Below are 22,445 nucleotides of genomic sequence, written 5' to 3'. Positions count from 1 at the left end.
GCCGGGGCCGCCCGTTGCAGAGACAACATCATGCTACGTCTGATCATGCTGGCCACGGCCGGCCTGTTGCTGAGCGGCTGCCTGCAGGAAGAAGCCAAGTTCCCCACCGTCGACTTGCACGGCCGCCTGGTCGTCGACCAGGAAATGACCGCCTCGCGCCAGGCGCAGGGCATCCAGGGCGAGTACTTCAAGCGCGTCCTGAGCGTGAACGGCCAGGACATGGCCTTCAATGACTTCGTCCAGCAATACTGCCCGGACAGCAACACCCGTAACGAAACCTGTATCAAGGCCTTCCGTATCAAGAAGATCGACGATGTCAGCGGTGCCACGAGGTTCCTGCCCAACGGGCTGTAATCACCGCTCGAAGCACTGAAAAGGCCCCGGCAACCCGCCCGGGGCTTTTTCGTTTGTGCGACACGTCGCGTTTCTGGCACTCCCGTGCCATGGGTCATTGGTGTTAGCGTGGGCGTCTTCCCGTTTCCCGACGGGTAACCCACAACAATGATTGGCGAAGGAATGCGCACAACCATGCACCTGAAAAAACTTACCGCCACCACCCTGCTGCTGGCCAGCATCGGCCTGTTCACCCTGCCGGCCCAGGCCAACCTTACCCAGCAACAGTCCGCGGCCATCGTCAAAGCCTTCGACGGCAGCGACCCAAGCGACTTCAAGCAGTTCCTCGGCAAGCTCAAAGGGAGCGACCTGGCCAAGGCCGACAACCTCGCGGCAACCCTCGATGCCTACCTGGCCGGCAAGCCATTGGCCGCCGAGCAGCAGAACGAGATCAACCGCCTGCTCGGCCTGTACACCCGCATCAAGTACGGCAAGGCTGCCAGCGAAACCCTGCGTGAACTGGTGGCCATCCCCACCTTCAACGTCGAGGGCACGCCGCAGCACGAGAACCCCGAGTTCCTCAGGATCGCCGACAAGATCAAGGCCCTGGCCGACAGCTTCGGCCTGGCTTTCCGCAACATCGACAACCGGGTGTACGAGATTTCGCTGGGCAGTGGCAAGGAAGTGGTCGGCATCCATGCCCACGCCGACGTGGTGCCGGTCAACCCGGACAACTGGAAGCTGGCCGATGGCACGCGCCTGGACCCGTTCAAGGTCACCCTGATCGGCGACCGCATGTACGGCCGTGGCACCGAAGACGACAAGAACGGCATTGTCGTGGCGATGTACGCGCTGAAAGTGGCCAAGGACGAGAACCTGCCGCTGGCTCGCCAGTTCAAGCTGCTGATCGACACCACTGAAGAAACCAGCGGTGATGCCATCCCCTACTACTTCGAGCGCAACCCCACGCCCGACTACAACCTGGCACTCGATGGCGGCTACCCTGTGGTCATCGCCGAGAAAGGCTACGGCACGATCATGGCCAGCTTCAGCAAGCGCCAGGCCAGTGGCAAGGGTGCCGAGATCGTCAACCTGACCGGCGGCCTGGCCACCAACCAGATCCCGACAACCTCGGTCGCGACCCTGGTCACCGACAACCCGGCGAAGCTGGCCAGCCAGCTGGAAAAAGCCGGCGCCGATTACGTGAAGCGCAATGGCGGCGACTTCAGCATCGCCGCCAAGGTCGATGGCAAGCAGGTGTTGCTCACCGTGACCGGCGTGTCCGCCCACTCTTCGGAGCCGGAGTCCGGGGTCAACCCGGTGGCGCGCATGCTTGGTTTCATCAACGGCCTGGGCAAGGATGTGCCGCTCAAGCACAACCACTTCACCGATGCCGCCCGCTACGCCACTGACAACTGGGGCCTGGACTACCTGGGCAACAAGCTCGGCGTGGCCTTCAAGGATTCGTTCATGGGCCCGCTGACCGCCTCGCTGACCTTTGTCGGGGTGGATGAAAAAGGCCTGAAACTGGCGGTGAACCTACGCATTCCGAAAGGCAAGCCAATTGCCACGATCAAGGACGAACTGGCTGACAAGCTGGGCAAATGGACCCGGCAGAGCCATACCTCCGTGGCCTTCGACTACAGCCTGGACGAGCCCATGTACCGCAACCCCGAGGGCGAATGGGTCAAGGCCTTGCTTGATGTAGCCACCGAGAACCTGGGCATGAAGCACGAGTTCGGTACCTCGGCGGGCGCCACCTCGGTACACGACTTGCCTAACGGCGTGCAGTTCGGCCTGGCCATGCCGGATGTGAAGTACACCGGGCACAACGACAACGAGTTCAAGACCGTTGAGCAGTTCATGCTGGACTTGCAGGTGGTGAGCGAGATGGTGGCGCGGATCGGGCAGATGCCAAAGCTCTGAGCCAACTTTACCGGCCTCTTCGCGGGCACGCCCGCTCCCACAGGAATTACGCAACCTGTGGGAGCGGGCATGCCCGCGCAGAGGCCGGCACAGGCGACCGCTCATGACGTTTTTCAATCGACTCGATGCCGTTTCCTGCATTGCCGTGCAGAGCGCCGTGCCGGATGCTTTATTTACTCCGAGACATCGCTTTTTTCACCCGCAGAGGCCCGTATGAAGACCGTCGAACAAATCCTCAAGACCAAGTCCCAGCACCAGACCGTGTACACCATCGGCCCGGATGACTCGGTACTCGACGCCCTGAAGCTGCTGGCGGAGAAAAACGTCGGTGCGCTACCGGTGGTCGAGGCCAACCAGGTAGTGGGTATCGTCAGTGAACGGGACTATGCGCGCAAACTGGTGCTGAAGGGCCGCTCGTCCGCCGCCACCCCTGTGCGCGAGATCATGAGTGCGCCGGTGGTCACCGTGGAACCGAAGCAGAACCTCGAGTACTGCATGAACCTGATGACCAACCGCCACCTGCGCCACCTGCCGGTGGTCAGCAATGGCGAGCTGCTCGGCCTGCTGTCGATCGGTGACCTGGTCAAGGAAACCATCGCCGAACAGGCAAGCCTGATCCTCAAACTGGAGCAATACATCCGCGGCGAATGAACCACCTCAGTGGTAGGCGCGCTCCAGCTCGTCCAGCTGATGGTCGAAACTGCGCAGGCGCGCCGACCAGGTGTACACCAGCACTTCCAAGTCCCGGTTGAGCACGGCGGTGTTGCCATGACCGCTGCGGGTCGGCTCTCCCACATCCAGCTGGTAGCGTTCACGGGCCATGGCCTGGGCCACGCTGGACAGGTCGCGGGCATTGGCCAGCCAGTGGTGATGGTGGTCATGAATTTCGCGGTCGAGCAAGCGGCACTGGCGTTTCAGGGCATCCAGGCTCTGCTCCAGCGGCGTGCCCTTGAGCTCGCCCATGACCTCTTCGAAGGTGCGCCCCGAATGCCAGTAGCTGCCCCAGAAGTAGCGGTCGAACACCGTCTCGACGCGGCGTAGCGCGACCTTGGTGTTCCAGATGGTCAGCAACGTTCGCCCCTGCACCACCTCACGCTTGTTCAGGTGCAGTTGCTGCCAGGCGATCCAGGCCAGCGCCACCAGTGCAACCGCCACAGTGACAGCGGCAGCGGCATACAGGAAATGCACCGCCTGGTTCATCTGTTGCGTTTGCCGTACGCCGTAGAAATAACTGGCCGTCAACGTGCCCAGGATCGTCACGGAGCACCAGAAGCCTGGTGCGTAGGGATCTTTCATCGCGCTATCCCCTTGTTGTTTTCCTGAGCATAGCAACGGCCAATCACTCGTCAGGCACCACTCGGCGCTTTATTTTTTGCTTGGATGCAGCGCCTCGTTCAGTTGGTCGATCATCGGAATCCAGTCGTCATCAGCGATGTACTTCTCTTTCAGGAAATCGCGCTGTGAATCGCTCCAGAAAGGCGCGTCAACCAGCTTTATATCGTCGTCGAGCGGCGAATGGGTGGTGATGAAACGGTCGATATCGACCGGATCGTCAGACAGCCCCAGCTGTTTGAAAATCTCGGACAAAGGATGAATCGGCTTATCCATGGTTCCTCCTCGTCGCCAGACCGGTCGTCGACGATGCCGGCCCGGCATGGGTTGAGAGCATCAGCTGAGCTCACGCACTTCGGCGCGCGGCACCAACTTCAGATATTGCTCCATGCTCATGTGGATCAGGTGATCGTGATCACCCGCCTCCAGATAGACATCGCCTTGGCGGGTAAGACTCGAATCAAGCAGCATCTTTATCTGGTAGGCATCGCCAAGCGCCGGTACGGCACCGCGCTCGCAGTCGCCGAACAGGCTCGGCAGGCCGCTTTCACGGGTCAGTTGCCAGGCCCCGGACATGCGCACCTTGGTCATGTCCAGATGCCGGTTGGCCGGTAGCACGGCCATGATGTAGTTGCCATGACGGTCGTCGAGCATCACCGACTTGGCGACCCGCTCGGCGGGCACGCCGGCCGTACGGGCCGACTCCAGGCTGGTGGCCGAGTGTGGATGGGGAATGATGTCGTAATCGCAGTTGGCCTTGTCCAGGCGATCCTGCAGGGTCTTTGCCATACGCATGATGCACCTCCGGTTTCGCCCCCCAATTTCCAATTTTAGGCCGGGTACCAGCAGGCAGGGCTAAACTTGTGCAATAGAGGCAAACGAGGTGACGACAGGTGATCACCCGCTGCTGGCGCTGGCTGTTGCTGCTGTTGCTGCTTGGTATCACGCCAGGCGGCTTGGCAGCGCCCGGTGCAGTCTGGGTGCTGGGCATCGATGACGCCATCGGCCCGGCCAGCGCCGACTACCTGGTGCGCAGCCTCGACCAGGCCAAGGCGCAGGGTGCGCAACTGGTGGTTATTCGCATGGACACCCCGGGCGGGCTCGACAGCGCCATGCGCCAGATGATCAAGGCGATTCTCGCCAGCCCCGTGCCGGTCGCAACCTTCGTCGCCCCCAGTGGTGCCCGCGCCGCCAGCGCCGGCACTTATATCCTCTATGCCAGCCATGTCGCAGCCATGGCGCCCGGTACCAACCTGGGCGCCGCAACCCCCGTGCAGATAGGCGCCCCGCCAGGCACGCCCAAGGACGACAAGGCCAAAGGCAGCGATGACGAAACCCTCGCGCGCAAGCAGGTAAACGATGCGGCGGCCTACATTCGTGGCCTGGCGCAGCTGCGCGGGCGCAATGCCGACTGGGCGGAGAAGGCCGTGCGCGAGGCGGTCAGCCTGTCCGCCAGCGAGGCTTTGCGGCTCGACGTGATCGACCTGATGGCCGATGACCTGCCCGACCTGCTGCGCAAGCTCGATGGCAAAACGCTCACTGTCGCTGGCCAGCCCCAGCAGCTGCAGACTGACGGCGCCAGCCTGGTCGAGCACCTGCCGGACTGGCGCACACGGGTGCTCGCAGTCATCACCAACCCCAGCGTGGCGCTGATCCTGATCATGATCGGTGTGTACGGCCTGCTGTTCGAGTTCATGAACCCTGGCTCGACGGTAGGCGGCGTGGTCGGCGGCATCTGCCTGCTGCTGGCGCTGTATGCCCTGCAACTGCTGCCCGTGAGCTTCGCCGGGGTGGCGCTGATTTTGCTCGGCATCGCCTTCATGATCGCCGAAGCCTTCCTGCCCAGTTTCGGCGTGGTCGGCTTTGGCGGCATCGTCGCCTTCGTGGTCGGCGCGCTGATCCTGATCGACACCGATGCCCCTGGTTTCGGTATCCCGCTGGCCCTGATCGGCACCTTAGCGGTGCTCTCGGCGCTGCTGATCGGCGGCGTGCTGGGCATGGCGCTCAAGGCCCGCCGACGGGCGCAGGTCGGCGGTGACGCCGGCCTGGTCGGCAGCCTGGTCACCGTCACCCAGGTGATGGCAGGCAACCCGTTCTGTGGCTTCGTGCTGGCCCAGGGCGAGCAATGGCAGGCGCAGTGTGGAACGCCACTGCAAGCGGGCCAGAACGTGCGGGTGACCGCGCGCCATGGCGTCATGCTGGAAGTGAGCGCCGCCGCGCCCGCGGCGCAAGGAGAATGACCATGTTCATGCAATTGGGCTTCGGCGCGGTGCTGATCGTGCTGGCGATGCTGTTGCTGTCGGCATTCCGCATCCTGCGCGAGTACGAGCGCGGCGTGGTGTTCCAGCTGGGGCGCTTCTGGCAGGTGAAGGGGCCGGGGCTGATCCTGTTGATCCCGGTGATCCAGCAAATGGTGCGGGTCGACCTGCGCACCGTGGTGCTGGATGTACCACCGCAGGATGTGATCACCCGCGACAACGTCTCGGTCAAGGTCAACGCCGTGGTCTACTTCCGCGTGCTCGACCCGCAGAAGGCGATCATCCAGGTCGAGGACTTCCTCGTGGCGACCAGCCAGCTGGCCCAGACCACGCTGCGCGCGGTGCTCGGCAAGCACGAACTGGATGAACTGTTGGCCGAACGCGAGCAGCTGAACTCGGACATTCGCCAAGTGCTGGATGCACAGACCGATGCCTGGGGCATCAAGGTGGCCAACGTCGAGATCAAGCACGTCGACCTCAACGAATCGATGGTGCGTGCCATTGCCCGCCAGGCCGAGGCCGAGCGTGAACGACGGGCCAAGGTGATCCATGCCGAGGGTGAGTTGCAGGCGTCGGAGAAATTGATGCAGGCGGCGCAGATGCTGAGCAAGGAGCCGGGGGCGATGCAGTTGCGTTACATGCAGACGCTGGGGACGATTGCCGGGGACAAGAGTTCGACCATCGTCTTTCCGCTGCCGGTGGATTTGCTCAAGGGGTTGGTGGACAAGCAGAAATAGAGGTGGCCCATTCGCGGGCTTGCCCGCTCCCACCGGTACTGCGCTGCCCTCAGGGCTGCAGTAATACCTGTGGGAGCGGGCAAGCCCGCGAATGGCCTACGGTCTGTCAGACTGGCGCGCGACGCAAAGTCGCCAGGAAGGTGGCCGCGCCAATGAACAACCCGGCAAACGTCCGGTTCAAACGCTTCTGCTGCTTGGGCGTATGCAGCAAGCGCAACACCCGCGCAGCCAACCCGGTGTACCCCGCCATCACCAGCATATCCACGGTAACCATCGTCACGGTGATCGCCACATACTGCGGCAACAGCGGTTCATGCGGGTTGATGAACTGCGGCAGCACCGCCAGCATGAACACCAGTGCCTTGGGGTTGCTGACGTTGACCAGGAAGCCACGGAACACCAGGCTCAGCGGTTTACCGATAGGGCGCACGGCGGACTCATCGCTCATGTCCATCGGCAAGGCTCGCCATTGTTTGTAGGCCAGGTAGACAAGGTAGGCGACGCCGAACCATTTGATGATCTGGAAGGCCGTGGCCGAGGCGGCCAGGATGGCGCCGACGCCGGCGGCGATGATGGCGATCTGCACGATCAGGCCCAGTTGCAGGCCCAGGGCGTTCCAGTAACCACGCCAGAAGCCGTATTGCAGGCCGCTGGACATCGAGGCAATCGCCCCGGCACCGGGTGAAAGGCTGATCACCCAACAGGCGGCAAAGAAGCCCAACCACACTTCCATCGACATCACACACCTCGCTCGAACATATGTTGCAAAACGTTAAGCTAAGGTGTTGGTGAAAAAATAACCAGCGATTTCTGAAGGATTTGTATTGCCTGTGCTGGCCTCTTCGCGGGTGAACCCGCTCCCACAGGTATCGCGCTGTCCCCAAGGGCTGCGGAACTCCTGTGGGAGCGGGTTTACCCGCGAAGAGGCCGGTTCAGGTTCAGTCAGCCTCGACAGGCGACTCTTTGTGCATAACCTGCACCTCAGCCCCGCGCCAGCGCCGTACCGACTTCTGGAAGAACTGGCTATTGGGCACCTGCACCAGCGCCCCGCCCGCCTCGGGCATTTCCATCAGGGTGGTGAACAGCAGGTTGATGGCAATCACCCGGCCTTTGACGCCCGGCTTGTCCAGGGTGTCGACCAGTTCGACCACGTCACCAATACGAAACGGCCCGACGGTGAAGATCAGCACCGCGCACAGCAGGTTGGACAGCACGCTCCACATGGCGAAGAAGGCCACTGCCGCCACCGCGACGAAGCCGGACAGTGCTGTCCACAGCACAGTCGCCGACACACCCAGGCGCTCCAGCACAAACAGCAACGCGCTGCCCATGATCAGCCAGCGCAGGCCGCCACGCACCGGCACCAGCAGTTCCGGCGGCAACGGGTAACGCTGGCTCAGGCGGCTCAGCCCGCGTGCAACGATGCGCTGCAGGACGAAGGCCGCTACCAGGATCAACAGGATCTGCAAGCCCAGCCAGAAGGTGTCCATCCATTGCCCTGGCAGCAGCGAACGCAGTTCCTCCATCAGGACAGCGCCTCGAGCTCGGCCTGCATGCTTTCGAGGGTTTCCAGCGCTTCCATCCAGGCCTCTTCCAGTTCGCCTTCGCGCTGCTTCAGCTTGCTCTGGCGCGCCAGCAGGTCACGCAACTCGTCCTTGCGCGACGCGTCGTAGAGGCCACCATCGCCCAGCACGGTCTCGATCTCGGCCAGTTGCGCGTGCACCTGGTTGAGCTCGGCTTCCAGCTTGTCAGCAGCCTTCTTGTGCGGGGCCAGTTGCTGGCGCAAGGCTGCGGCAGCCTGGCGTTGGGCCTTCTTGTCGGTCTTGTCCGGGTTGACCGGGGCGGTACTGGCCGGCGCGCTGCGCTGGCGGTACTCGACCAGCCAGCGGCTGTAGTCGTCCAGGTCACCATCGAAGATGTCGACCTTGCCGTCAGCCACCAACAGGAAGTCGTCGGTAGTGCTCTTTAGCAGATGACGGTCGTGCGACACCACCACCACGGCACCGGCAAACTCCTGCAGGGCCATGGTCAGCGCCAGGCGCATTTCCAGGTCGAGGTGGTTGGTCGGTTCGTCGAGCAGCAACAGGTTCGGTCGCTCCCAGGCGATCAGGGCCAGCGCCAGGCGGGCCTTCTCACCACCGGAGAAGTTCACCACCGGCTCGTCGACGCGATCGCCATGGAAGTCGAAGCCACCCAGGAAGTCGCGCAGGGTCTGCTCACGCTCGGCGGGGGCAATGCGTTGCAGGTGCAGCAGCGGGCTGGCCTTGTCGTCCAGCGAATCCAGCTGGTGCTGGGCGAAGTAGCCCACGGCGAGGTTCTCACCCCGCACCAGGCGGCCCGACAGTGGCTCGAGTTCGCCTGCGAGGTTCTTGATCAGGGTCGACTTGCCAGCGCCGTTGGGGCCGAGCAGGCCAATGCGCGCACCGGGGGTGAGCTGCAGCTTGACCTTGTCGAGGATCGCCTTGTCACCGTAGCCCAGGCGGCCTTCGGACAGGCTGAGCAGCGGGCTGGAGATTTTCTGCGACTCGCGGAAAACGAAGTCGAACGGCGAATCGACATGCGCCGCCGACAGCTCCTCCATGCGCTCCAGGGCCTTGATCCGGCTCTGTGCCTGGCGGGCCTTGGTGGCCTGGGCCTTGAAGCGGGCAATGTACTTTTCCATGTGCGCACGCTGGGCCTGCTGTTTCTCGTAGGCCTGCTGCTGTTGCGCCAGGCGCTCGGCCCGGGTGCGCTCGAAGGCGGTGTAGCCGCCTTTGTACAGGTTCAGCTTGCGCTGCTCGACGTGCAGCACATGGTCGACCACGGCATCGAGGAAGTCGCGGTCGTGGGAGATCAGCAACAACGTGCCGGGGTAGCCCTTGAGCCAGTCCTCCAGCCACAGAATAGCGTCCAGGTCCAGGTGGTTGGTGGGCTCGTCGAGCAGCAGCAGGTCGGACGGGCACATCAGGGCCTGGGCCAGGTTCAGGCGCATCCGCCAGCCACCGGAGAAGTCGCCGACGCGGCGGTCCATCTGTTCGTTGGTGAAACCAAGGCCGGCCAGCAACTTGCGTGCGCGGGCGTCGGCGGTATAGCCGTCGGCGCTATCCAGCTCAATGTGCAGGCGCGCCAGGGCAGTACCGTCGTGGGCCTGCTCGGCCGCGGCCAGTTCGGCCTGGACCTTGCGCAGGCGCACGTCGCCGTCGAGCACATAGTCCACGGCCAGGCGGTCGAGGGTATCGACTTCCTGGCGCATGTGGGCGATGCGCCAGTCACCGGGCAGCTGGCAATCGCCGGCATCAGGCGACAGCTCACCGCGCAGCAAGGCGAACAGGCTGGATTTTCCGGCGCCGTTGGCGCCGATCAGGCCGGCCTTGTGACCGGTGTGCAGGGTCATCTCGGCGCCTTCTAGCAAGCGCTGCGGACCACGCTGTAAAGTGAGGTTGGATAGTCTGATCATGATGGTCGCGGAGTCTACCAGCTTCCTCGGCCCATAGCGCGAGTGGAACCATGCACACCGACCTGTGGAATCACGCCCTGGCCCTGTACGCCAGGCCCGGCGTAGAAGCCGCCTGCCTAGACTTGCAGGCGCTGGGTGGCGATGTCTGTCTGCTGCTGTGCGCAACCTGGCTGCAGGCGCGTGGCGTGGCCGTGCGGGACGAACGCGTGCAGGCATTGCGCGAGGTTACCGAGCCTTGGCAGCGCGAAGTGGTCAACCCGTTACGTAGCTTGCGCCAACAGTGGCGAGCAGCGGCGCAAAGTGATGCGCAGCTGGCGGCGTTGCGTGAGCAGGTGAAGGGGTTGGAGTTACAGGCCGAGAAAGCCTTGCTGGAACGCTTGCAGGAGCGTTCGCGACAGTGGCCGGTGGGCGCCCATGAGCCCATGGAAAACTGGCTGGACCGGCTGGCGCCGGCCCAGGCCCGCCACCACGACGCGCTGATTCGGTTGCGCGTCGCGGCGGCAGCGCTTCAGGACGCCGAAGACGGTGCCTGAGCCGGGGTGCTGGCAGGTGCCGATGGCGCTACCGAAGCTGCCGGGGTGGCCGAGTTGGTCGCGGCGGCCGGAGTGCTGACGGCTGGCGTAACCGGTTTGGCTTCGGCTGGCTTGCTGGCAACAGGCTTGGCAGCTGCTGGCTTGGCGGCGGGTTTGGCGGCCGTACGTGCTGGGGCCTTGGCGGCAGCTGGTTTCGTGGCCGGCTTGGCAGCAGCGGCTTTGGCTGGCGTTTTGGCCGCCGCTGGCTTGGCTGCAGGTTTAGCGGCTGCGGTGGCTTTGGCTGCTGGCTTGGCTGCAGGTTTGGCAGCAGCAGTGGCCTTGGCGGCTGGCTTGGCCGCAGGTTTGGCAGCAGCAGTGGCCTTGGCGGCTGGCTTGGCCGCAGGTTTGGCAGCAGCAGTGGCCTTGGCGGCTGGCTTGGCCGCAGGTTTGGCAGCAGCAGTGGCCTTGGCGGCTGGCTTGGCTGCAGGTTTGGCAGCAGCAGTGGCCTTGGCAGCAGGCTTGGCTGCAGGCCTGGCAGCAGCAGTGGCCTTGGCGGCAGGCTTGGCTGCAGGTTTGGCCGCAGCAGCCTTGGTGACGGGTTTGGCGGCTGCCGGTTTGGAGGTCTTGGCAGCACGCTGGTCAAGCGCCTTGGCTGCAGCTTCGCGAACCTTGCCTACACCTTGGGCCAGCTTGAGGCTGTCCTGGGCATCGCGCTTGAGTTGCTGGATATAAGAACGGGTCTGGGTTTGACGCTCCTTGAGGGAGTCGAGCAGTTCTTCAAGTTCGCCAATGGCTTTTTGTGCCTTGGTCTGCGCCTTGGCTTTACCTGCCTTGGCGGCGTCTTGCAGTTTCAGGCGACCGTTGTGCAGTTTTTCCTGGGCCTTGCCACGCTGCTTTTCCAACTTGGCCAGCAGTTTTTCCGCATCAGCCAGCGCTTGCGAGCAGGCATCTTCCAAGTGTTCGAGCAAGCTGCCCGAAAGTTGCTGGAGCAGGTGTAACGGCGTGCTTACTGGCTTCTTTTTAGCCGACATGGTTTACCTCCTGGCTGACGAGATTGCGGCTCATACTATGCTTCTGCTGCTACCGCCGCTAGGGCATGTTGACAGTATTATTTACGCCGCGTTGCATGCCTGGGCAAAGTTGTTATCTTGCAGCTCCGAGCAAGTGTAGTTGCTGAATAAATCATTGCTGATATTTGGCAGTTATCTGTACTGCACAGCCCCCTGTAGGAGCGGCCTTGTGTCGCGATGGGGCGCAGAGCGGCCCCCGGTGTCAGCGCCAGGGCAAATATCGCCGGGGCTGCTCCGCAGCCCTTTCGCGACACAAGGCCGCTCCTACAGCGGGCGTAAAAAGGCAAATACAAATAACGAACACTGGCATACTTCCCCGCTCATTGGCGCAGGAACTCACCATGCCTCGATATCTTGTTTTAGGTTTATGCCTGCTGGCACCCATCGCCTTGGCTGACAGCGAAGAACATGACCTCGCCTACAGCATCGGCGCCAGCCTGGGTGAGCGGCTGCGCCAGGATATGCCGGGCCTGCAACTGGATGCGCTGGTAGAAGGCCTGCGCCAGTCCTACCAGGGGCAACCGCTGAAACTCGACAAGGCACGCATGCAGGCCTTGCTCCAGCAGCAGGAAGCCCAGGAAGGCGATGCCGCCATGCAGAAACTTCAAGCTGCCGAAACACGTTTCATGGCCAACGAGCGTGGTCGTTATGGCGTGCACGAACTACCGGAGGGCGTGCTCTACAGCGAACTGCAAGCAGGTACGGGTGCGCAGCCCAAAGCCGGTGGCAAAGTGCAAGTGCGCTACGTGGGCAGGCTGCCAGACGGCTCGGTGTTCGACCAGAACCAGACGCCCCAGTGGTTCAGCCTGGACTCGGTAATCGAAGGGTGGCAGGTGGCCTTGCCAAAGATGCACACCGGCGCCAAATGGCGCCTGGTGATTCCCTCAGCGCAAGCTTATGGCGCCGAGGGCGCGGGCGACCTGATCGAACCCTATACACCCCTGGTGTTCGAGATCGAACTGCTGGCGGTTGGCGACTGACGCCAACTCTCAGGCCTGGACCGCGCCTTCTTCCTTGTGCGCGTTGTGCAACACTTCGATCAGGCAGTCTTCCAGTTCGAAGCGCTCGTGCAGCAGGCCACCCAGCTTGCCCAGCTTTTCGGCAAAGCGTTCGGTGTCCTTGCATTCACCCTTGGCGCAATGGTCATTGAAGGCCAGTGCGATCTGAGTAATGTCGTTGATCCGTGGGTTGATCTCTTCGGCCAGCATCAGCGCCTTCTCGTCGCCGAAGGCCTTGGCCTCACTGACCAGCTGCTCGCAGACCTCGAAATGCCACGCCGAAACGTAGTCGACAAGGAGCGCGCAAAAGTCCCCGTTCGTGTCCTTGTCGGCGAAGGCCGGCTTGGCATCGCGCAGCGCGCGGAAAGCCTGCACCAGTTCCTGGCGCTCCTCCAGCCAGCGGTCGATCAGTTTGTGAACCCCACCCCAGCGTTCCTGAGCGTTCTGACAACTATCGAGCATGGCGATCTCTTCCCTTCTGGGTAGATGCCGCTGCACCTCGCACCACGACCGTGCAGCACAAAGGTGACATCAGCAGGCGGCATCGAGCAGTTGTGTTTTCGGTATGCGTGCTGGGAGATTATTCCCGCGCGTGCTGCCCTTCAAGGTACGCAGCGGACAAAGTTCATACAAGTGTTTAATACCCTGTTACATGGCCATTGGTCGTGCCAATGGCGCAACCTTGCGCCAGGTCATGTTCTCGCCAGGGTGCGGAAACGATACGCCAGCAGGCAACTCAAGGGCAGCACCGCCAGCAGCAGGAAGGCCAGCAGGCTCCACTCGGGCAGGGTCAGGTCGAGAAAGCTCCAGGCCAGCGAGTTGCAATCCGGGCCGCCGAACAACAATTGCCGGGCCGCCTCGCCCCAGGATTGCTCGAACAGCCGCCCGAGCGGCACCGGGCAGACCGGGATGGCCCCGTCATCCCCTTGCAACCAGACATGTCGCGCTGCCAGCAACGCCCCGGCCAGCGAACAGCCCAGCGTCGCCCGCGCGTAACAGCGAATGCCCGCCGTACTTGGTGCCTGCAGCACCGCCGCCAGGCACAGCAGCGCGTACAGGCCAAGCAGCAGCCGCTGGCTGAAACACAATGGGCAGGGCACCAGCCCGAGGACGCTTTCCAGGTGGAAGGACGCGGCCAGTACCGCCAGTGCAGCAAGGCAGGCAGGTAGGAAAAAGGTGCGCAAACGGGCCGGCAACATGGGCGGTGAAGGTCCCGGGATAATGAAGTGGCCTGAAACGGTAGAGGAAAGACGCGCTTTGTTTCAAGGCGCGACAGCAACGACAAGTCGCTGAATCGCGAAGGAAATTTCCAACTATGCAGTAGGAAACGTCTGAAGAAATGGATTGCAGATCTAACTTACATCGAGAGAAAGGTTACCCGCCCCCAAGGCCCGCGCCTTTGCGCGGGCCCTGGGGTAGGTCAGGCGCGTACGCCTTCGGGCAAAGGCAGAGCTAGCAGGCGCTCGTCCAGCAGGCCGAGGCCCTCCTGGAACAGCTGGTTGCTGCGCTCGGTCTCGCCAAGGCCGGCGAGCAGGCGCGCCAGCTCGGCACAGGCCTCGGGGTTGCGCTCCATGCGCAGGCTGCTTTCCAGGTAGTCGCGCGCCTTGCCCCACAGGCGGTTCTGCAGGCTCAGACGGCCCAGGGTAAGCAGCAGGCTGGCATCTTGCGGGTGGGCCTTGAGCCAACCTTCGGCTGTTTGCAGCTGGCGCGCCGGGTCATCGCCGCGCACCAGGCCGTACAGGCGGGCCAGGTGGCTTTCGTATTCACGCTTGAGGGCGGTACGCAGCACTTGTTCGGCTTCGCTCTGGGCACCCACCTGGCGCAATTGCTCGGCATAGGCCAGCACCAGCTGTGGCTCCTGGCGCTGGGCTGCGGTCAGTTGCTGCCAGGCGCGCTCCAAGGCCTGACGGGCACTTTGCGCGTCCTCGCCACGGGTGGTGGCCAGGCTCAGGTTCTGGCCCCAGGCACGTTGTTCCAGGGCTGCCAGCTCGGCGGCCGGCAGCACCTTGCCCTTGCGCAGGTCGGGCAGCAGGCGGATCAGTGCCGACCAGTCGCCGCGCTCCAGGTACAGGCGCTGCAGCAGGCGCAGCACCTGGCCGTTGTGCGGGTGGCGCTCCTGCATGGCCAGCAGGGTTTCGAGGGCGCCGTCGCTTTCGCCACGGTCCATCTGCAACTGTGCATGGGTCAGGGCGATAGCCAGTTCCGCTTGCGGCTGGCGCTCCAGGGCACGTTCCAGCAGGTTGTCGCTGTCTTCGGTTCGGCCTTGCTCGTTGGCGGCACGCGCGGCACCGAGGTAGTACAGCAACGGCTGGCGCTCGGCCTCGGCGGCACGGTGCAGATGGCGCTGGGCACTGGCCCAACGGCCCTCGGCGAGGTCCAGCTGGCCCTGCTCGATGGCCAGACGAACGCGCCGGCTGCGATTACGCCGCGACCACGGGTTGACCACGCCGCTGGAAGTCAGCACCAGGCCGACCAGGTAGCGCACCAGCCACAGCAGCAGCACTACAGCCAGCAAGCCGGCCAGGGCCGCCCACAGCCCCGACTGGTAGCGGAAGCTGCCATAGGAGATCAGCACGTAGCCGCTGTGCTTGGCGACCGCAATACCCAGCGCCGCGGCGACCACGATCGCCAGCACGGCCAGCAGGTAGACACGCTTCATGGCTTGCCCCCTTCAGCCTCGGCCGGCAGGTGGCGGCGCTGTATATAGGCCTGCACTGCGGCCAGGCTTTCGCTGAGGTCGGGGGTAACCACCGACACCGGCTGCTCGGCCAGGGCGTTGAGGCTGTCAAGCATGGCCTTGCTTTGCGGGTTGTCGGCGTTGAAGTTGGCCAGCAGCACGCTGCGGGCGTCGTCCAGCGCCTGGGTGTACACCTTGCTATCGCCATTGAGCGCTGCCCACTGGGCCTGCTCGATGGTCAGGCTCAGGGCCAGGCGCAGCTGGTTCAGTTGCTGCCCGGCCAGCAGCGGACGCACGTTGTCATCGGCGTTGAAGTCGATCTGGAAGTACTTGGAGATCTCGGCCCACCACTGGGACAGGCGACTGGCGCCGTCACCATCGGCGGTGAGCGCGCCCAAGGCATCGGCATTGGTGTCGAACTCCGGCGACTGGGCGCTGAGTTGCTGCACCAGCTCACGCTGAGCGGCCAGTTTCAGGAACAGGCCGGTACGGTCCGGTTGCTGGGTGCTGTTGAGCGTGGCCAGGCTGCGCGCCAGTTGCTCACGGGCGGCGAAGGCACCCGGATCGCTCTGCTCGCGCAGGATCTCGTCCGCCCCCTCGACCAAAGCCTTGGCGCTGGTGATGTCCTGCAGCGCAGACAGGCGCAGGGTGGCCAGGCGCAGCAGGTGCTCGGCCTCGGCCAGGCGCCATTCCTTGCGGCTTTCGCCCAGTACGGTTTCCAGGCGCTGGCTGAGGCGTTGCTGGTCGCCTTGCAACTGCGCCACCAGGCGGCGGCGGTCTTCCAGCTCGCTGGCCGCCGGCAGGCTGGCCAGCTGCGCGCTGATCTGCTGTTCACGCTGCTGCAGGGCTTCGGCGCGCTGGTTCAGCGCCTCGATGTGCTGGCCCTGGTTGAATTCGCTGCCTTGCAGTTGACGCACCTGCCAGACACCCCAGCCACCTACCGCCACCCCGGCCGCGCCCAACAGCAGGGCCAACGTTGCCAGGCCACTGCCGGAGCGCTTGGCAGGTGGGGCGGTGACGGGTTCCGCCGGCGCCTGTGCCGACGGCTGATCGTTATTGGACAAGACAGTCTCGCTCACGTATCCATCCTTTGCATGGGGGCGCATCGCGTTCAGCTTAGCGCCTTAAGAGGCAGGTGCAGCGCTGCGCTGCACGGCTGCCAGCAAGGCCGTGGCACTGGCGCCACGGCAATCCACAACCTGTTGGGCCCCGGCGGCCCTGGCCTGCTCGGCAACCCGAGGGCTGGGCACGAACAGCGGCAGACGCGCCAGCTGCGGCCAATCGGCGCCGGCCATCTGCTGCAAGTGTTCAAAACCCTGCCCACTGCTGACCACCAGGCCATTGAGGCGTTCCGCTTCGATGCGGCGCATCAGGGTGCCCGCCGGGTAAGCCGGCAGGCAGCGACGATACAGTTCCAGATAATCGACACTAGCACCTTGCTCTGCAAGACGCTCTGCCAGCAGTTCGCGACCTCCGACGCCACGAACGATCAAGATCCGCGGTGCCGGCACGGCAACTGCCTGGCGCAGGGCTGGCAGCGCCAGCAACGCTTCGCTGTCATCGCCACGTGGGGGGAAGCTCACCGCCAGGCCCGCACCCTGCAGCACGGCGGCGGTTGCCTCGCCCACAGTGAACCAGCCTTGCACGGGTGGCTGCAGGCCGGCATCGGCCAGTTGCTCAAGCAACAACCGGGCTGCCGGCTTGCTGACCACGATGATCGCCTGGAAGCCCTGCAGGCCTTCCAGCAACAGGCGTTGCTGGTTATCCACAACGACGGGCTCGATTGCCAGCAGCGGCAGGCAGCTGCTGGCTACCCCCGCCGCTGCCAGGCTTTGCGCCAGCGCCGCACAGTCCTCGGCAGGCCGGGTCAGCAACAGGCGCCACGAACTCACGGGTGGCCGGCCTCGCCGTAGACTTCCTTGAGGATGGCCTCGGCGCCCTGCCCCAGCAGGTCCTCGGCCACCTGCACGCCCAGGGTTTCGGCGGCAGTACGTGGGGCGCGGGCATCGGCCACCAGCAGGGTACCGCCGCTGGGCTGGCCGACCAGGCCACGCAGCCACAGCTGGTCACCTTCCAGCACCGCATAGCAGGCAATCGGTACCTGGCAGCCACCATTCAGGCGTTTGTTCAGGGCGCGTTCGGCCACCACTCGGTCGGCGGTATCGGCATGGTGCAGCGGCGCCAGCAGCGCGTGGATTTGCTGGTCGGCGCTGCGGCATTCGATGCCCACCGCGCCCTGGCCGCCAGCCGGCAGGCTGTCATCGACGCTGATGGTGGAGGTGATGCGGTTTTCGAAGCCCAGGCGGATCAAGCCGGCGGCGGCGAGGATGATGGCGTCGTACTCACCGGCATCCAGCTTGGCCAGGCGGGTGTTGACGTTGCCGCGCAGGAAGCGGATTTGCAGGTCCGGGCGACGCGCCAGCAACTGGGCCTGGCGACGCAGGCTGGAGGTACCGACGATGCTGCCGGCAGGCAGCTCATCGAGGCTGTCAAAGGTATTGGAAACGAAGGCATCGCGCGGGTCTTCCCGCTCGCAGATGCAATACAGGCCCAGGCCTTCGGGGAAGTCCATGGGCACGTCCTTCATCGAATGCACGGCGATGTCGGCTTCGTTGTCCAGCAGGGCGGTTTCCAGTTCCTTGACGAACAGGCCCTTGCCACCGATCTTTGCCAGCGGCGCGTCGAGCAGCTTGTCGCCACGGCTGACCATGGGCACCAGGGTCACCAGCAGACCGGGGTGGGCCTGCTCGAGGCGGGCTTTGACGTATTCGGCCTGCCACAGGGCCAAGGCACTTTTACGGGTGGCAATGCGGATTTCGCGAGTGGACATGGAACGCCCCGATCCAGAGAAATGCTGTCGATGATAACAGCATCGCCGGTATCGCTAGCAGATACGGATCAACAGGCCGTGCGTGGTCTGCTGTGGGAGCGGCCTTGTGTCGCGAAAGGGCCGCACAGCGGCCCCAGGATTTCGGCAGTGATGCATAATTTGCTGGGGCCGCTTTGCGGCCCTTTCGCGACACAAGGCCGCTCCCACAAAGCCCGAGCAGATCCACAGACTTGCGCAAAGGGCTCAGAGGGTTTGCATCATCTTGCGCACACCGGCCACATGGCGCCGGCTGACGGTCAGGGCGTCACCGTCCAGGCCTTTCAGGTATAGCTGGAAATGCCCCAGCGGCGTGCGCTGCAGGCGTTCGATACGCTCACGGGCGACCAGCGCATTGCGGTGGATACGCACGAAGCGTTCGCCAAACTCGTCTTCCAGGGCCTTGAGCGGCTCGTCGAGCAGTACTTCCCCGGCCTCGTGGCGCAAGGTCACGTACTTGTGATCGGCAATGAAATAGATCACCTGGGGCAAAGGGATCAGCTCGATGCCTTTGCGCGTGCGGGCACTGATGTGGCTACGCGGGCCACCGCCTTCATTGGCCGGCCTGGTGAGCGCCGCCAATTGGGCGCGGTTGGGCTTTTCAGCCTTGCGCAAGGCATCGCGCAAGGCCTGGGCCTGGAAAGGTTTGGTCACATGGCTGAGGGTACTGTCCTTGAAAGCCTCGGCACCGTATTCATCGTCCCCGGTGCAAAACACCACCGCCGGCGGCGCCTCGCGCTCGCACAGGCGAGCAGCAACCTGCAGGCCGTCCAGGCCCGGCATGCCGATGTCCAGCAGGACCACATCGGGCTTGAGGCTTTCGATCAGCGCCAAGGCTTCCTCGCCGTTGGTGGCGCTAGGCTCCAGCACGGTGTAACCCTCCAGTTCGCCGAGCAGCCGGCTAAGGCGCTCACGGCCTTGGGGTTCGTCATCAACGATCAGGACATTCATAATTGCGCTGGATTCCTGAATGAGTCTCGCACAGGTATAGCGTAGACAGGTATGGTTCGAGCGACACTAAGGTCACGCTCTAGACCGGTGCGAAGGCCAAAGATTCACTCGGCCGGCAGATTCACTGCCAGTCCTCTGTCCAACTGTAGACGGTCCGTGGAACACTGCCGTTCATTCCTGCAAATCCTTCTCTATCGTTTTCCGCGCATTTCTCTCGACCAGCGCCCTGCGGCGGCCAGCCCAACCCTGCTATCATCGGCGCCACTTTTTCGTTCACGCCTGCAATGAGTGAATCCATGAGCACCGACAAGACCAATCAGTCCTGGGGCGGCCGCTTCAGTGAGCCCGTCGACGCCTTCGTCGCCCGTTTCACCGCCTCGGTCGATTTCGACAAGCGCCTGTACCGCCACGACATCATGGGTTCGATCGCCCATGCCACCATGCTGGCGCAGGTCGGCGTGCTCAGCGATGCCGAGCGCGACACCATCATCGATGGCCTGAAGACCATCCAGGGCGAGATCGAGGCTGGCACCTTCGACTGGCGTGTCGACCTCGAAGACGTGCACATGAACATCGAGGCACGCCTGACCGACCGTATCGGCATCACTGGCAAGAAGCTGCACACCGGCCGTAGCCGCAACGACCAGGTGGCCACCGACATTCGCCTTTGGCTGCGCGACGAAATCGACCTGATCCTGGCCGAAATCACCCGCCTGCAGCAGGGTCTGCTGGAGCAGGCCGAGCGTGAAGCCGAGACCATCATGCCCGGCTTCACTCACCTGCAGACGGCCCAACCGGTCACCTTCGGCCACCACCTGCTGGCCTGGTTCGAAATGCTCAGCCGCGACTACGAGCGCCTGGTCGACTGCCGCAAGCGTGCCAACCGCATGCCCCTGGGCAGCGCCGCGCTGGCAGGCACCACCTACCCGATCGACCGTGAACTCACCTGCAAGCTGCTGGGCTTCGAAGCCGTGGCCGGCAACTCGCTGGACGGCGTGTCGGACCGCGACTTCGCCATCGAATTCTGCGCCGCCGCCAGCGTGGCGATGATGCACCTGTCGCGCTTCTCCGAAGAGCTGGTGCTGTGGACCAGCGCGCAGTTCCAGTTCATCGACCTGCCAGACCGCTTCTGCACCGGCAGCTCCATCATGCCGCAGAAAAAGAACCCGGACGTGCCGGAACTGGTACGTGGCAAGAGCGGCCGTGTGTTCGGCGCCCTGACCGGCCTGCTGACCCTGATGAAAGGCCAGCCGCTGGCCTACAACAAGGACAACCAGGAAGACAAGGAACCGCTGTTCGACGCCGCCGACACCCTGCGCGACTCGCTGCGTGCCTTTGCCGACATGATCCCGGCAATCAAGCCCAAGCACGCCATCATGCGTGAAGCGGCCCTGCGCGGTTTCTCCACCGCTACCGACCTGGCCGACTACCTGGTACGCCGTGGCCTGCCGTTCCGTGACTGCCACGAGATCGTGGGTCACGCGGTGAAGTATGGCGTGGACACCGGCAAGGACCTGGCCGAAATGAGCCTGGACGAACTGCGCCAGTTCAGCGACCAGATCGAGCAGGACGTGTTTGCCGTGCTGACCCTGGAAGGCTCGGTGAATGCCCGTAACCACATTGGTGGTACCGCACCGGCGCAGGTGCGTGCGGCCGTCGCCCGCGGCAAGGCGCTGCTGGCTTCGCGTTAAGGCCCATTGCGAGGGCTTCGCCCTCGTTCGCGGGCACGCCAGCTCCCACAGGTACATCGTTTCCCTGTGGGAGCGGGCATGTCCGCGAAGGGTCCAACACCAGACTCAGCGCTTGCCGCTGCGAATCATCTCCATGAAGGCCGGCATCGCCGCCTCCTTTTCCGCCACAATCCGCGCCATGTGCGGGTTGTCGCCCATCAGCTGCAGCAACGCCTTGGCCTGCGGGAAGTCCGCCAGGAAGTCGATGTTCAGCACCTTCTTGCCCACCGCGCAGGCCAGGTCGACCGAGAAGCAGAACATCAGGTCTGCCAGAGTCAGTTGCTCACCCGCCACATAGGGTGCGAAGCGGCCGTTGCGCTTGAGCGTGGCAAAACCGGCCAGCAGGTCGGCACGGGCTTTTTCCTTTATCAGCGGCTCGACCTGCATACCAAAGAAAGATTCGGCATAGCAGGTACGCGCCGGCAGTTCGATGTACAGCTCGATTTCCTTGAGCAGCTCACGCACCTTGGCTTGCCCGAACGGGTCGGCCGGCAGCAGCGCCTTGCCGCCCTGGGTCTGCTCGATATAGTCGAGGATCACACTGGTTTCGCTGAGGAAGCCGTGTTCGGTCTGCAGCACCGGCACCTTGCCTCGCGGGCTCACTTCCAGCGCCTGTGGCGCCTGGCCGCCATAGAAGGTGACTTCCTCGAAGGGCAGGCCTTTTTCCAGCAGGGCCAGCTTGACCATGTTGTAGTAGTTGCTGACCGAGAATCCATGAAGCTTGAGCATGAGGTAACAGCCTCCAGGCCGTAAGGGGTTGGCCCGGCTTTTATAGACCTTACGCCCGCTCCTGACCAGCGTCATGCGCCCCGTCAATGCCCGGGCATTGCCGCCACAGGCGTGGCACACTGTGCATCCCATCACAGGAGTACCGCCATGAGCGAGCCCACCGACATCGACAATGACGACGACGAAGCCTTCGCCGAGGCAACGCTGACCCAGGCCATCGAGAACCAGATCGAAAGCGGCGACCCGGCGGCGGCGAAAGCCACGTTCAACAAACTGACCCTGGTCGGTTACGAGCGCGAAGACATTCTCAACCTGATGGCCCATGTACTGGCCTTCGAAATTGACAACATGCTGGTGGAAGACCGCGAGTTCGACCGCCAGTGGTACGAGAATGCCCTGCGTGCGCTGCCCGAGCTGCCACCTGAGATGGATCAAGGCGAGGACGAATAACCCGGCTACACTCGAAGATCAGGCACCGTAGAACGGTGCCGTCATCCTTGTCTGGAAGTCAGGAGTCGCCATGCCTTTTACCCCCGATCTGATCGCTGAACTGGAAGTCCTTTCGCTGTTCAAGCACGACAGCAGCCAGGAAGGCATCAAGATTCACAAGAACGCTTCCCCCGACCTGGTAGCCGCCGCGCAACGCCTGCATGAAAAGGGGCTGACCGATCAACCTGATGGCGGCTACCTGACCAGCCTGGGTCATGACGCTGTCGAAAGTGTCCAGTTGCTACAGAACATTCTCAAGGCGCCACAGCCGGCCTGAATGGCGGTCTTGCTCAAACTTTGAAACTCGCGCGGTCCCTGTGGGAGCGGCTTTAGCCGCGAACACCGGCGAAGCCGGTGCCATACACCGCGCCGCTTGCTTCGCGGGTAAACCCGCTCCCACA

Annotated in this window: 25 protein-coding genes; 10 read left to right on the top strand and 15 right to left on the bottom strand. The window is 63.7% G+C overall.

What is annotated here, in order from left to right; all coding sequences use genetic code 11:
- Nucleotides 1–30: 30 nt before the first annotated feature.
- From ABIB24_RS15490 to ABIB24_RS15480, 3 genes are all read left to right on the top strand, one after another.
- Complete coding sequence (locus ABIB24_RS15490) at nt 31–354, top strand: hypothetical protein (RefSeq protein WP_015268559.1); 324 nt, start codon at nt 31–33, stop codon at nt 352–354.
- A gap of 174 nt (nt 355–528) precedes the next feature.
- A complete protein-coding gene (locus ABIB24_RS15485) occupies nt 529–2,259 on the top strand; it encodes a dipeptidase (protein ID WP_354316838.1) in 1,731 nt (576 codons plus the stop codon).
- A gap of 213 nt (nt 2,260–2,472) precedes the next feature.
- Complete coding sequence (locus tag ABIB24_RS15480) at nt 2,473–2,910, top strand: CBS domain-containing protein (protein ID WP_196181284.1); 438 nt, start codon at nt 2,473–2,475, stop codon at nt 2,908–2,910.
- Nucleotides 2,911–2,916: 6 nt separating this feature from the next.
- Here the strand turns inward: ABIB24_RS15480 and ABIB24_RS15475 are convergent, their stop codons facing one another.
- The 3 genes from ABIB24_RS15475 to ABIB24_RS15465 form a co-directional block, all read right to left on the bottom strand.
- Nucleotides 2,917–3,555, bottom strand: coding sequence for an NADH:ubiquinone oxidoreductase subunit N (locus ABIB24_RS15475; RefSeq protein ID WP_137162753.1), 639 nt, complete (start codon nt 3,553–3,555; stop codon nt 2,917–2,919).
- 69 nt (nt 3,556–3,624) lie between these two features.
- The gene (locus tag ABIB24_RS15470; RefSeq protein ID WP_274120029.1) at nt 3,625–3,867 is read right to left on the bottom strand and encodes a DUF2789 domain-containing protein; all 243 of its coding nucleotides are present in this window, start codon (nt 3,865–3,867) and stop codon (nt 3,625–3,627) included.
- Nucleotides 3,868–3,927: 60 nt separating this feature from the next.
- On the bottom strand, nt 3,928–4,386 hold the full coding sequence (locus ABIB24_RS15465) for an aminoacyl-tRNA deacylase (RefSeq protein ID WP_003260230.1): 459 nt from the start codon (nt 4,384–4,386) through the stop codon (nt 3,928–3,930).
- 98 nt (nt 4,387–4,484) lie between these two features.
- On the opposite strand from ABIB24_RS15465, the gene ABIB24_RS15460 reads away from it, so the two are divergent.
- Nucleotides 4,485–5,831 carry an NfeD family protein gene (locus ABIB24_RS15460; protein ID WP_289514950.1) on the top strand — a complete coding sequence of 449 codons (1,347 nt, stop codon included), beginning with the start codon at nt 4,485–4,487 and terminating at the stop codon, nt 5,829–5,831.
- 2 nt (nt 5,832–5,833) lie between these two features.
- On the top strand, nt 5,834–6,586 hold the full coding sequence (locus tag ABIB24_RS15455) for a slipin family protein (RefSeq protein WP_025337287.1): 753 nt from the start codon (nt 5,834–5,836) through the stop codon (nt 6,584–6,586).
- A gap of 106 nt (nt 6,587–6,692) precedes the next feature.
- Here ABIB24_RS15455 and ABIB24_RS15450 read toward each other — a convergent pair whose 3' ends face one another.
- The 3 genes from ABIB24_RS15450 to ABIB24_RS15440 all read right to left on the bottom strand — a co-directional run bounded on the left by ABIB24_RS15450 (nt 6,693) and on the right by ABIB24_RS15440 (nt 10,022).
- Nucleotides 6,693–7,325 (bottom strand): LysE family transporter, encoded by a 633-nt coding sequence (locus ABIB24_RS15450; RefSeq protein WP_354316837.1) that lies wholly within the window; start codon nt 7,323–7,325, stop codon nt 6,693–6,695.
- A gap of 199 nt (nt 7,326–7,524) precedes the next feature.
- Nucleotides 7,525–8,112 (bottom strand): mechanosensitive ion channel family protein, encoded by a 588-nt coding sequence (locus ABIB24_RS15445; protein WP_075044289.1) that lies wholly within the window; start codon nt 8,110–8,112, stop codon nt 7,525–7,527.
- Entirely contained in the window at nt 8,112–10,022 is a 1,911-nt protein-coding gene (locus tag ABIB24_RS15440) for an ATP-binding cassette domain-containing protein (protein WP_137162751.1), read from the bottom strand. The genes ABIB24_RS15445 and ABIB24_RS15440 overlap by 1 nt, the downstream gene beginning before the upstream one ends.
- A gap of 50 nt (nt 10,023–10,072) precedes the next feature.
- Here ABIB24_RS15440 and ABIB24_RS15435 point away from each other — a divergent pair, with 50 nt between their 5' ends.
- On the top strand, nt 10,073–10,555 hold the full coding sequence (locus ABIB24_RS15435; RefSeq protein WP_137162750.1) for a TIGR02444 family protein: 483 nt from the start codon (nt 10,073–10,075) through the stop codon (nt 10,553–10,555).
- Here the strand turns inward: ABIB24_RS15435 and ABIB24_RS15430 are convergent.
- Nucleotides 10,531–11,565 carry an AlgP family protein gene (locus ABIB24_RS15430; RefSeq protein ID WP_354316836.1) on the bottom strand — a complete coding sequence of 345 codons (1,035 nt, stop codon included), beginning with the start codon at nt 11,563–11,565 and terminating at the stop codon, nt 10,531–10,533. The two genes, ABIB24_RS15435 and ABIB24_RS15430, sit on opposite strands and share 25 nt — an antisense overlap.
- A gap of 380 nt (nt 11,566–11,945) precedes the next feature.
- Here ABIB24_RS15430 and ABIB24_RS15425 point away from each other — a divergent pair, with 380 nt between their 5' ends.
- Nucleotides 11,946–12,584, top strand: coding sequence for an FKBP-type peptidyl-prolyl cis-trans isomerase (locus ABIB24_RS15425; RefSeq protein ID WP_075044285.1), 639 nt, complete (start codon nt 11,946–11,948; stop codon nt 12,582–12,584).
- Between the two features lie 9 nt (nt 12,585–12,593).
- Here the strand turns inward: ABIB24_RS15425 and rsd are convergent, their stop codons facing one another.
- The 7 genes from rsd to ABIB24_RS15390 form a co-directional block, all read right to left on the bottom strand.
- The gene (gene rsd / locus ABIB24_RS15420) at nt 12,594–13,064 is read right to left on the bottom strand and encodes a sigma D regulator (protein ID WP_137162748.1); all 471 of its coding nucleotides are present in this window, start codon (nt 13,062–13,064) and stop codon (nt 12,594–12,596) included.
- Nucleotides 13,065–13,294: 230 nt separating this feature from the next.
- A complete protein-coding gene (locus ABIB24_RS15415) occupies nt 13,295–13,801 on the bottom strand; it encodes a disulfide bond formation protein B (protein ID WP_025337279.1) in 507 nt (168 codons plus the stop codon).
- A 221-nt stretch (nt 13,802–14,022) separates the two neighbouring features.
- Entirely contained in the window at nt 14,023–15,261 is a 1,239-nt protein-coding gene (locus tag ABIB24_RS15410; RefSeq protein WP_025337278.1) for a heme biosynthesis protein HemY, read from the bottom strand.
- Complete coding sequence (locus ABIB24_RS15405) at nt 15,258–16,358, bottom strand: uroporphyrinogen-III C-methyltransferase (protein WP_025337277.1); 1,101 nt, start codon at nt 16,356–16,358, stop codon at nt 15,258–15,260. Before ABIB24_RS15405 ends, ABIB24_RS15410 begins: the two co-directional genes overlap by 4 nt.
- A gap of 45 nt (nt 16,359–16,403) precedes the next feature.
- Nucleotides 16,404–17,171, bottom strand: a complete 768-nt coding sequence (locus ABIB24_RS15400) for a uroporphyrinogen-III synthase (protein ID WP_354316834.1) — start codon at nt 17,169–17,171, stop codon at nt 16,404–16,406.
- Nucleotides 17,168–18,109, bottom strand: a complete 942-nt coding sequence (gene hemC, locus ABIB24_RS15395) for a hydroxymethylbilane synthase (protein ID WP_137162746.1) — start codon at nt 18,107–18,109, stop codon at nt 17,168–17,170. Before hemC ends, ABIB24_RS15400 begins: the two co-directional genes overlap by 4 nt.
- A gap of 243 nt (nt 18,110–18,352) precedes the next feature.
- Nucleotides 18,353–19,096, bottom strand: a complete 744-nt coding sequence (locus ABIB24_RS15390; RefSeq protein WP_015268539.1) for a LytR/AlgR family response regulator transcription factor — start codon at nt 19,094–19,096, stop codon at nt 18,353–18,355.
- Between the two features lie 296 nt (nt 19,097–19,392).
- Between ABIB24_RS15390 and argH the strand changes: the two genes are divergently transcribed.
- Nucleotides 19,393–20,787, top strand: a complete 1,395-nt coding sequence (argH, locus tag ABIB24_RS15385; protein WP_025337274.1) for an argininosuccinate lyase — start codon at nt 19,393–19,395, stop codon at nt 20,785–20,787.
- A gap of 105 nt (nt 20,788–20,892) precedes the next feature.
- Here the strand turns inward: argH and ABIB24_RS15380 are convergent, their stop codons facing one another.
- Nucleotides 20,893–21,555, bottom strand: a complete 663-nt coding sequence (locus ABIB24_RS15380; RefSeq protein WP_274079749.1) for a glutathione S-transferase — start codon at nt 21,553–21,555, stop codon at nt 20,893–20,895.
- 147 nt (nt 21,556–21,702) lie between these two features.
- Here ABIB24_RS15380 and ABIB24_RS15375 point away from each other — a divergent pair, with 147 nt between their 5' ends.
- Together ABIB24_RS15375 and ABIB24_RS15370 are read left to right on the top strand one after the other, a co-directional pair.
- A complete protein-coding gene (locus ABIB24_RS15375) occupies nt 21,703–22,005 on the top strand; it encodes a hypothetical protein (RefSeq protein ID WP_025337272.1) in 303 nt (100 codons plus the stop codon).
- Between the two features lie 70 nt (nt 22,006–22,075).
- Nucleotides 22,076–22,321: a TIGR02647 family protein gene (locus ABIB24_RS15370; RefSeq protein WP_075044277.1), complete on the top strand. Its 246-nt coding sequence runs from the start codon at nt 22,076–22,078 to the stop codon at nt 22,319–22,321.
- Nucleotides 22,322–22,445 lie beyond the last annotated feature (124 nt).

The sequence above is a fragment of the Pseudomonas sp. UYEF17 genome (assembly GCF_040546125.1).
Classification (GTDB): domain Bacteria; phylum Pseudomonadota; class Gammaproteobacteria; order Pseudomonadales; family Pseudomonadaceae; genus Aquipseudomonas; species Aquipseudomonas putida_Z.
The sequence above is the reverse complement of the archived record's forward strand: the minus strand, read 5'-3'. Positions and strand labels throughout refer to the sequence as shown.

Excerpts from the sequence above, each read along its gene's own strand:
- ABIB24_RS15490 (WP_015268559.1), top strand. The coding sequence starts at position 31 with ATGCTACGTCTGATCATGCTGGCCACGGCCGGCCTGTTGCTGAGCGGC.
- ABIB24_RS15485 (WP_354316838.1), top strand. The coding sequence starts at position 529 with ATGCACCTGAAAAAACTTACCGCCACCACCCTGCTGCTGGCCAGCATC.
- ABIB24_RS15480 (WP_196181284.1), top strand. The coding sequence starts at position 2,473 with ATGAAGACCGTCGAACAAATCCTCAAGACCAAGTCCCAGCACCAGACC.
- ABIB24_RS15475 (WP_137162753.1), bottom strand. The coding sequence starts at position 3,555 with ATGAAAGATCCCTACGCACCAGGCTTCTGGTGCTCCGTGACGATCCTG.
- ABIB24_RS15470 (WP_274120029.1), bottom strand. The coding sequence starts at position 3,867 with ATGGATAAGCCGATTCATCCTTTGTCCGAGATTTTCAAACAGCTGGGG.
- ABIB24_RS15465 (WP_003260230.1), bottom strand. The coding sequence starts at position 4,386 with ATGCGTATGGCAAAGACCCTGCAGGATCGCCTGGACAAGGCCAACTGC.
- ABIB24_RS15455 (WP_025337287.1), top strand. The coding sequence starts at position 5,834 with ATGTTCATGCAATTGGGCTTCGGCGCGGTGCTGATCGTGCTGGCGATG.
- ABIB24_RS15450 (WP_354316837.1), bottom strand. The coding sequence starts at position 7,325 with ATGTCGATGGAAGTGTGGTTGGGCTTCTTTGCCGCCTGTTGGGTGATC.
- ABIB24_RS15445 (WP_075044289.1), bottom strand. The coding sequence starts at position 8,112 with ATGGAGGAACTGCGTTCGCTGCTGCCAGGGCAATGGATGGACACCTTC.
- ABIB24_RS15440 (WP_137162751.1), bottom strand. The coding sequence starts at position 10,022 with ATGATCAGACTATCCAACCTCACTTTACAGCGTGGTCCGCAGCGCTTG.
- ABIB24_RS15435 (WP_137162750.1), top strand. The coding sequence starts at position 10,073 with ATGCACACCGACCTGTGGAATCACGCCCTGGCCCTGTACGCCAGGCCC.
- ABIB24_RS15430 (WP_354316836.1), bottom strand. The coding sequence starts at position 11,565 with ATGTCGGCTAAAAAGAAGCCAGTAAGCACGCCGTTACACCTGCTCCAG.
- ABIB24_RS15425 (WP_075044285.1), top strand. The coding sequence starts at position 11,946 with ATGCCTCGATATCTTGTTTTAGGTTTATGCCTGCTGGCACCCATCGCC.
- rsd (WP_137162748.1), bottom strand. The coding sequence starts at position 13,064 with ATGCTCGATAGTTGTCAGAACGCTCAGGAACGCTGGGGTGGGGTTCAC.
- ABIB24_RS15415 (WP_025337279.1), bottom strand. The coding sequence starts at position 13,801 with ATGTTGCCGGCCCGTTTGCGCACCTTTTTCCTACCTGCCTGCCTTGCT.
- ABIB24_RS15410 (WP_025337278.1), bottom strand. The coding sequence starts at position 15,261 with ATGAAGCGTGTCTACCTGCTGGCCGTGCTGGCGATCGTGGTCGCCGCG.
- hemC (WP_137162746.1), bottom strand. The coding sequence starts at position 18,109 with ATGTCCACTCGCGAAATCCGCATTGCCACCCGTAAAAGTGCCTTGGCC.
- ABIB24_RS15390 (WP_015268539.1), bottom strand. The coding sequence starts at position 19,096 with ATGAATGTCCTGATCGTTGATGACGAACCCCAAGGCCGTGAGCGCCTT.
- argH (WP_025337274.1), top strand. The coding sequence starts at position 19,393 with ATGAGCACCGACAAGACCAATCAGTCCTGGGGCGGCCGCTTCAGTGAG.
- ABIB24_RS15380 (WP_274079749.1), bottom strand. The coding sequence starts at position 21,555 with ATGCTCAAGCTTCATGGATTCTCGGTCAGCAACTACTACAACATGGTC.
- ABIB24_RS15375 (WP_025337272.1), top strand. The coding sequence starts at position 21,703 with ATGAGCGAGCCCACCGACATCGACAATGACGACGACGAAGCCTTCGCC.
- ABIB24_RS15370 (WP_075044277.1), top strand. The coding sequence starts at position 22,076 with ATGCCTTTTACCCCCGATCTGATCGCTGAACTGGAAGTCCTTTCGCTG.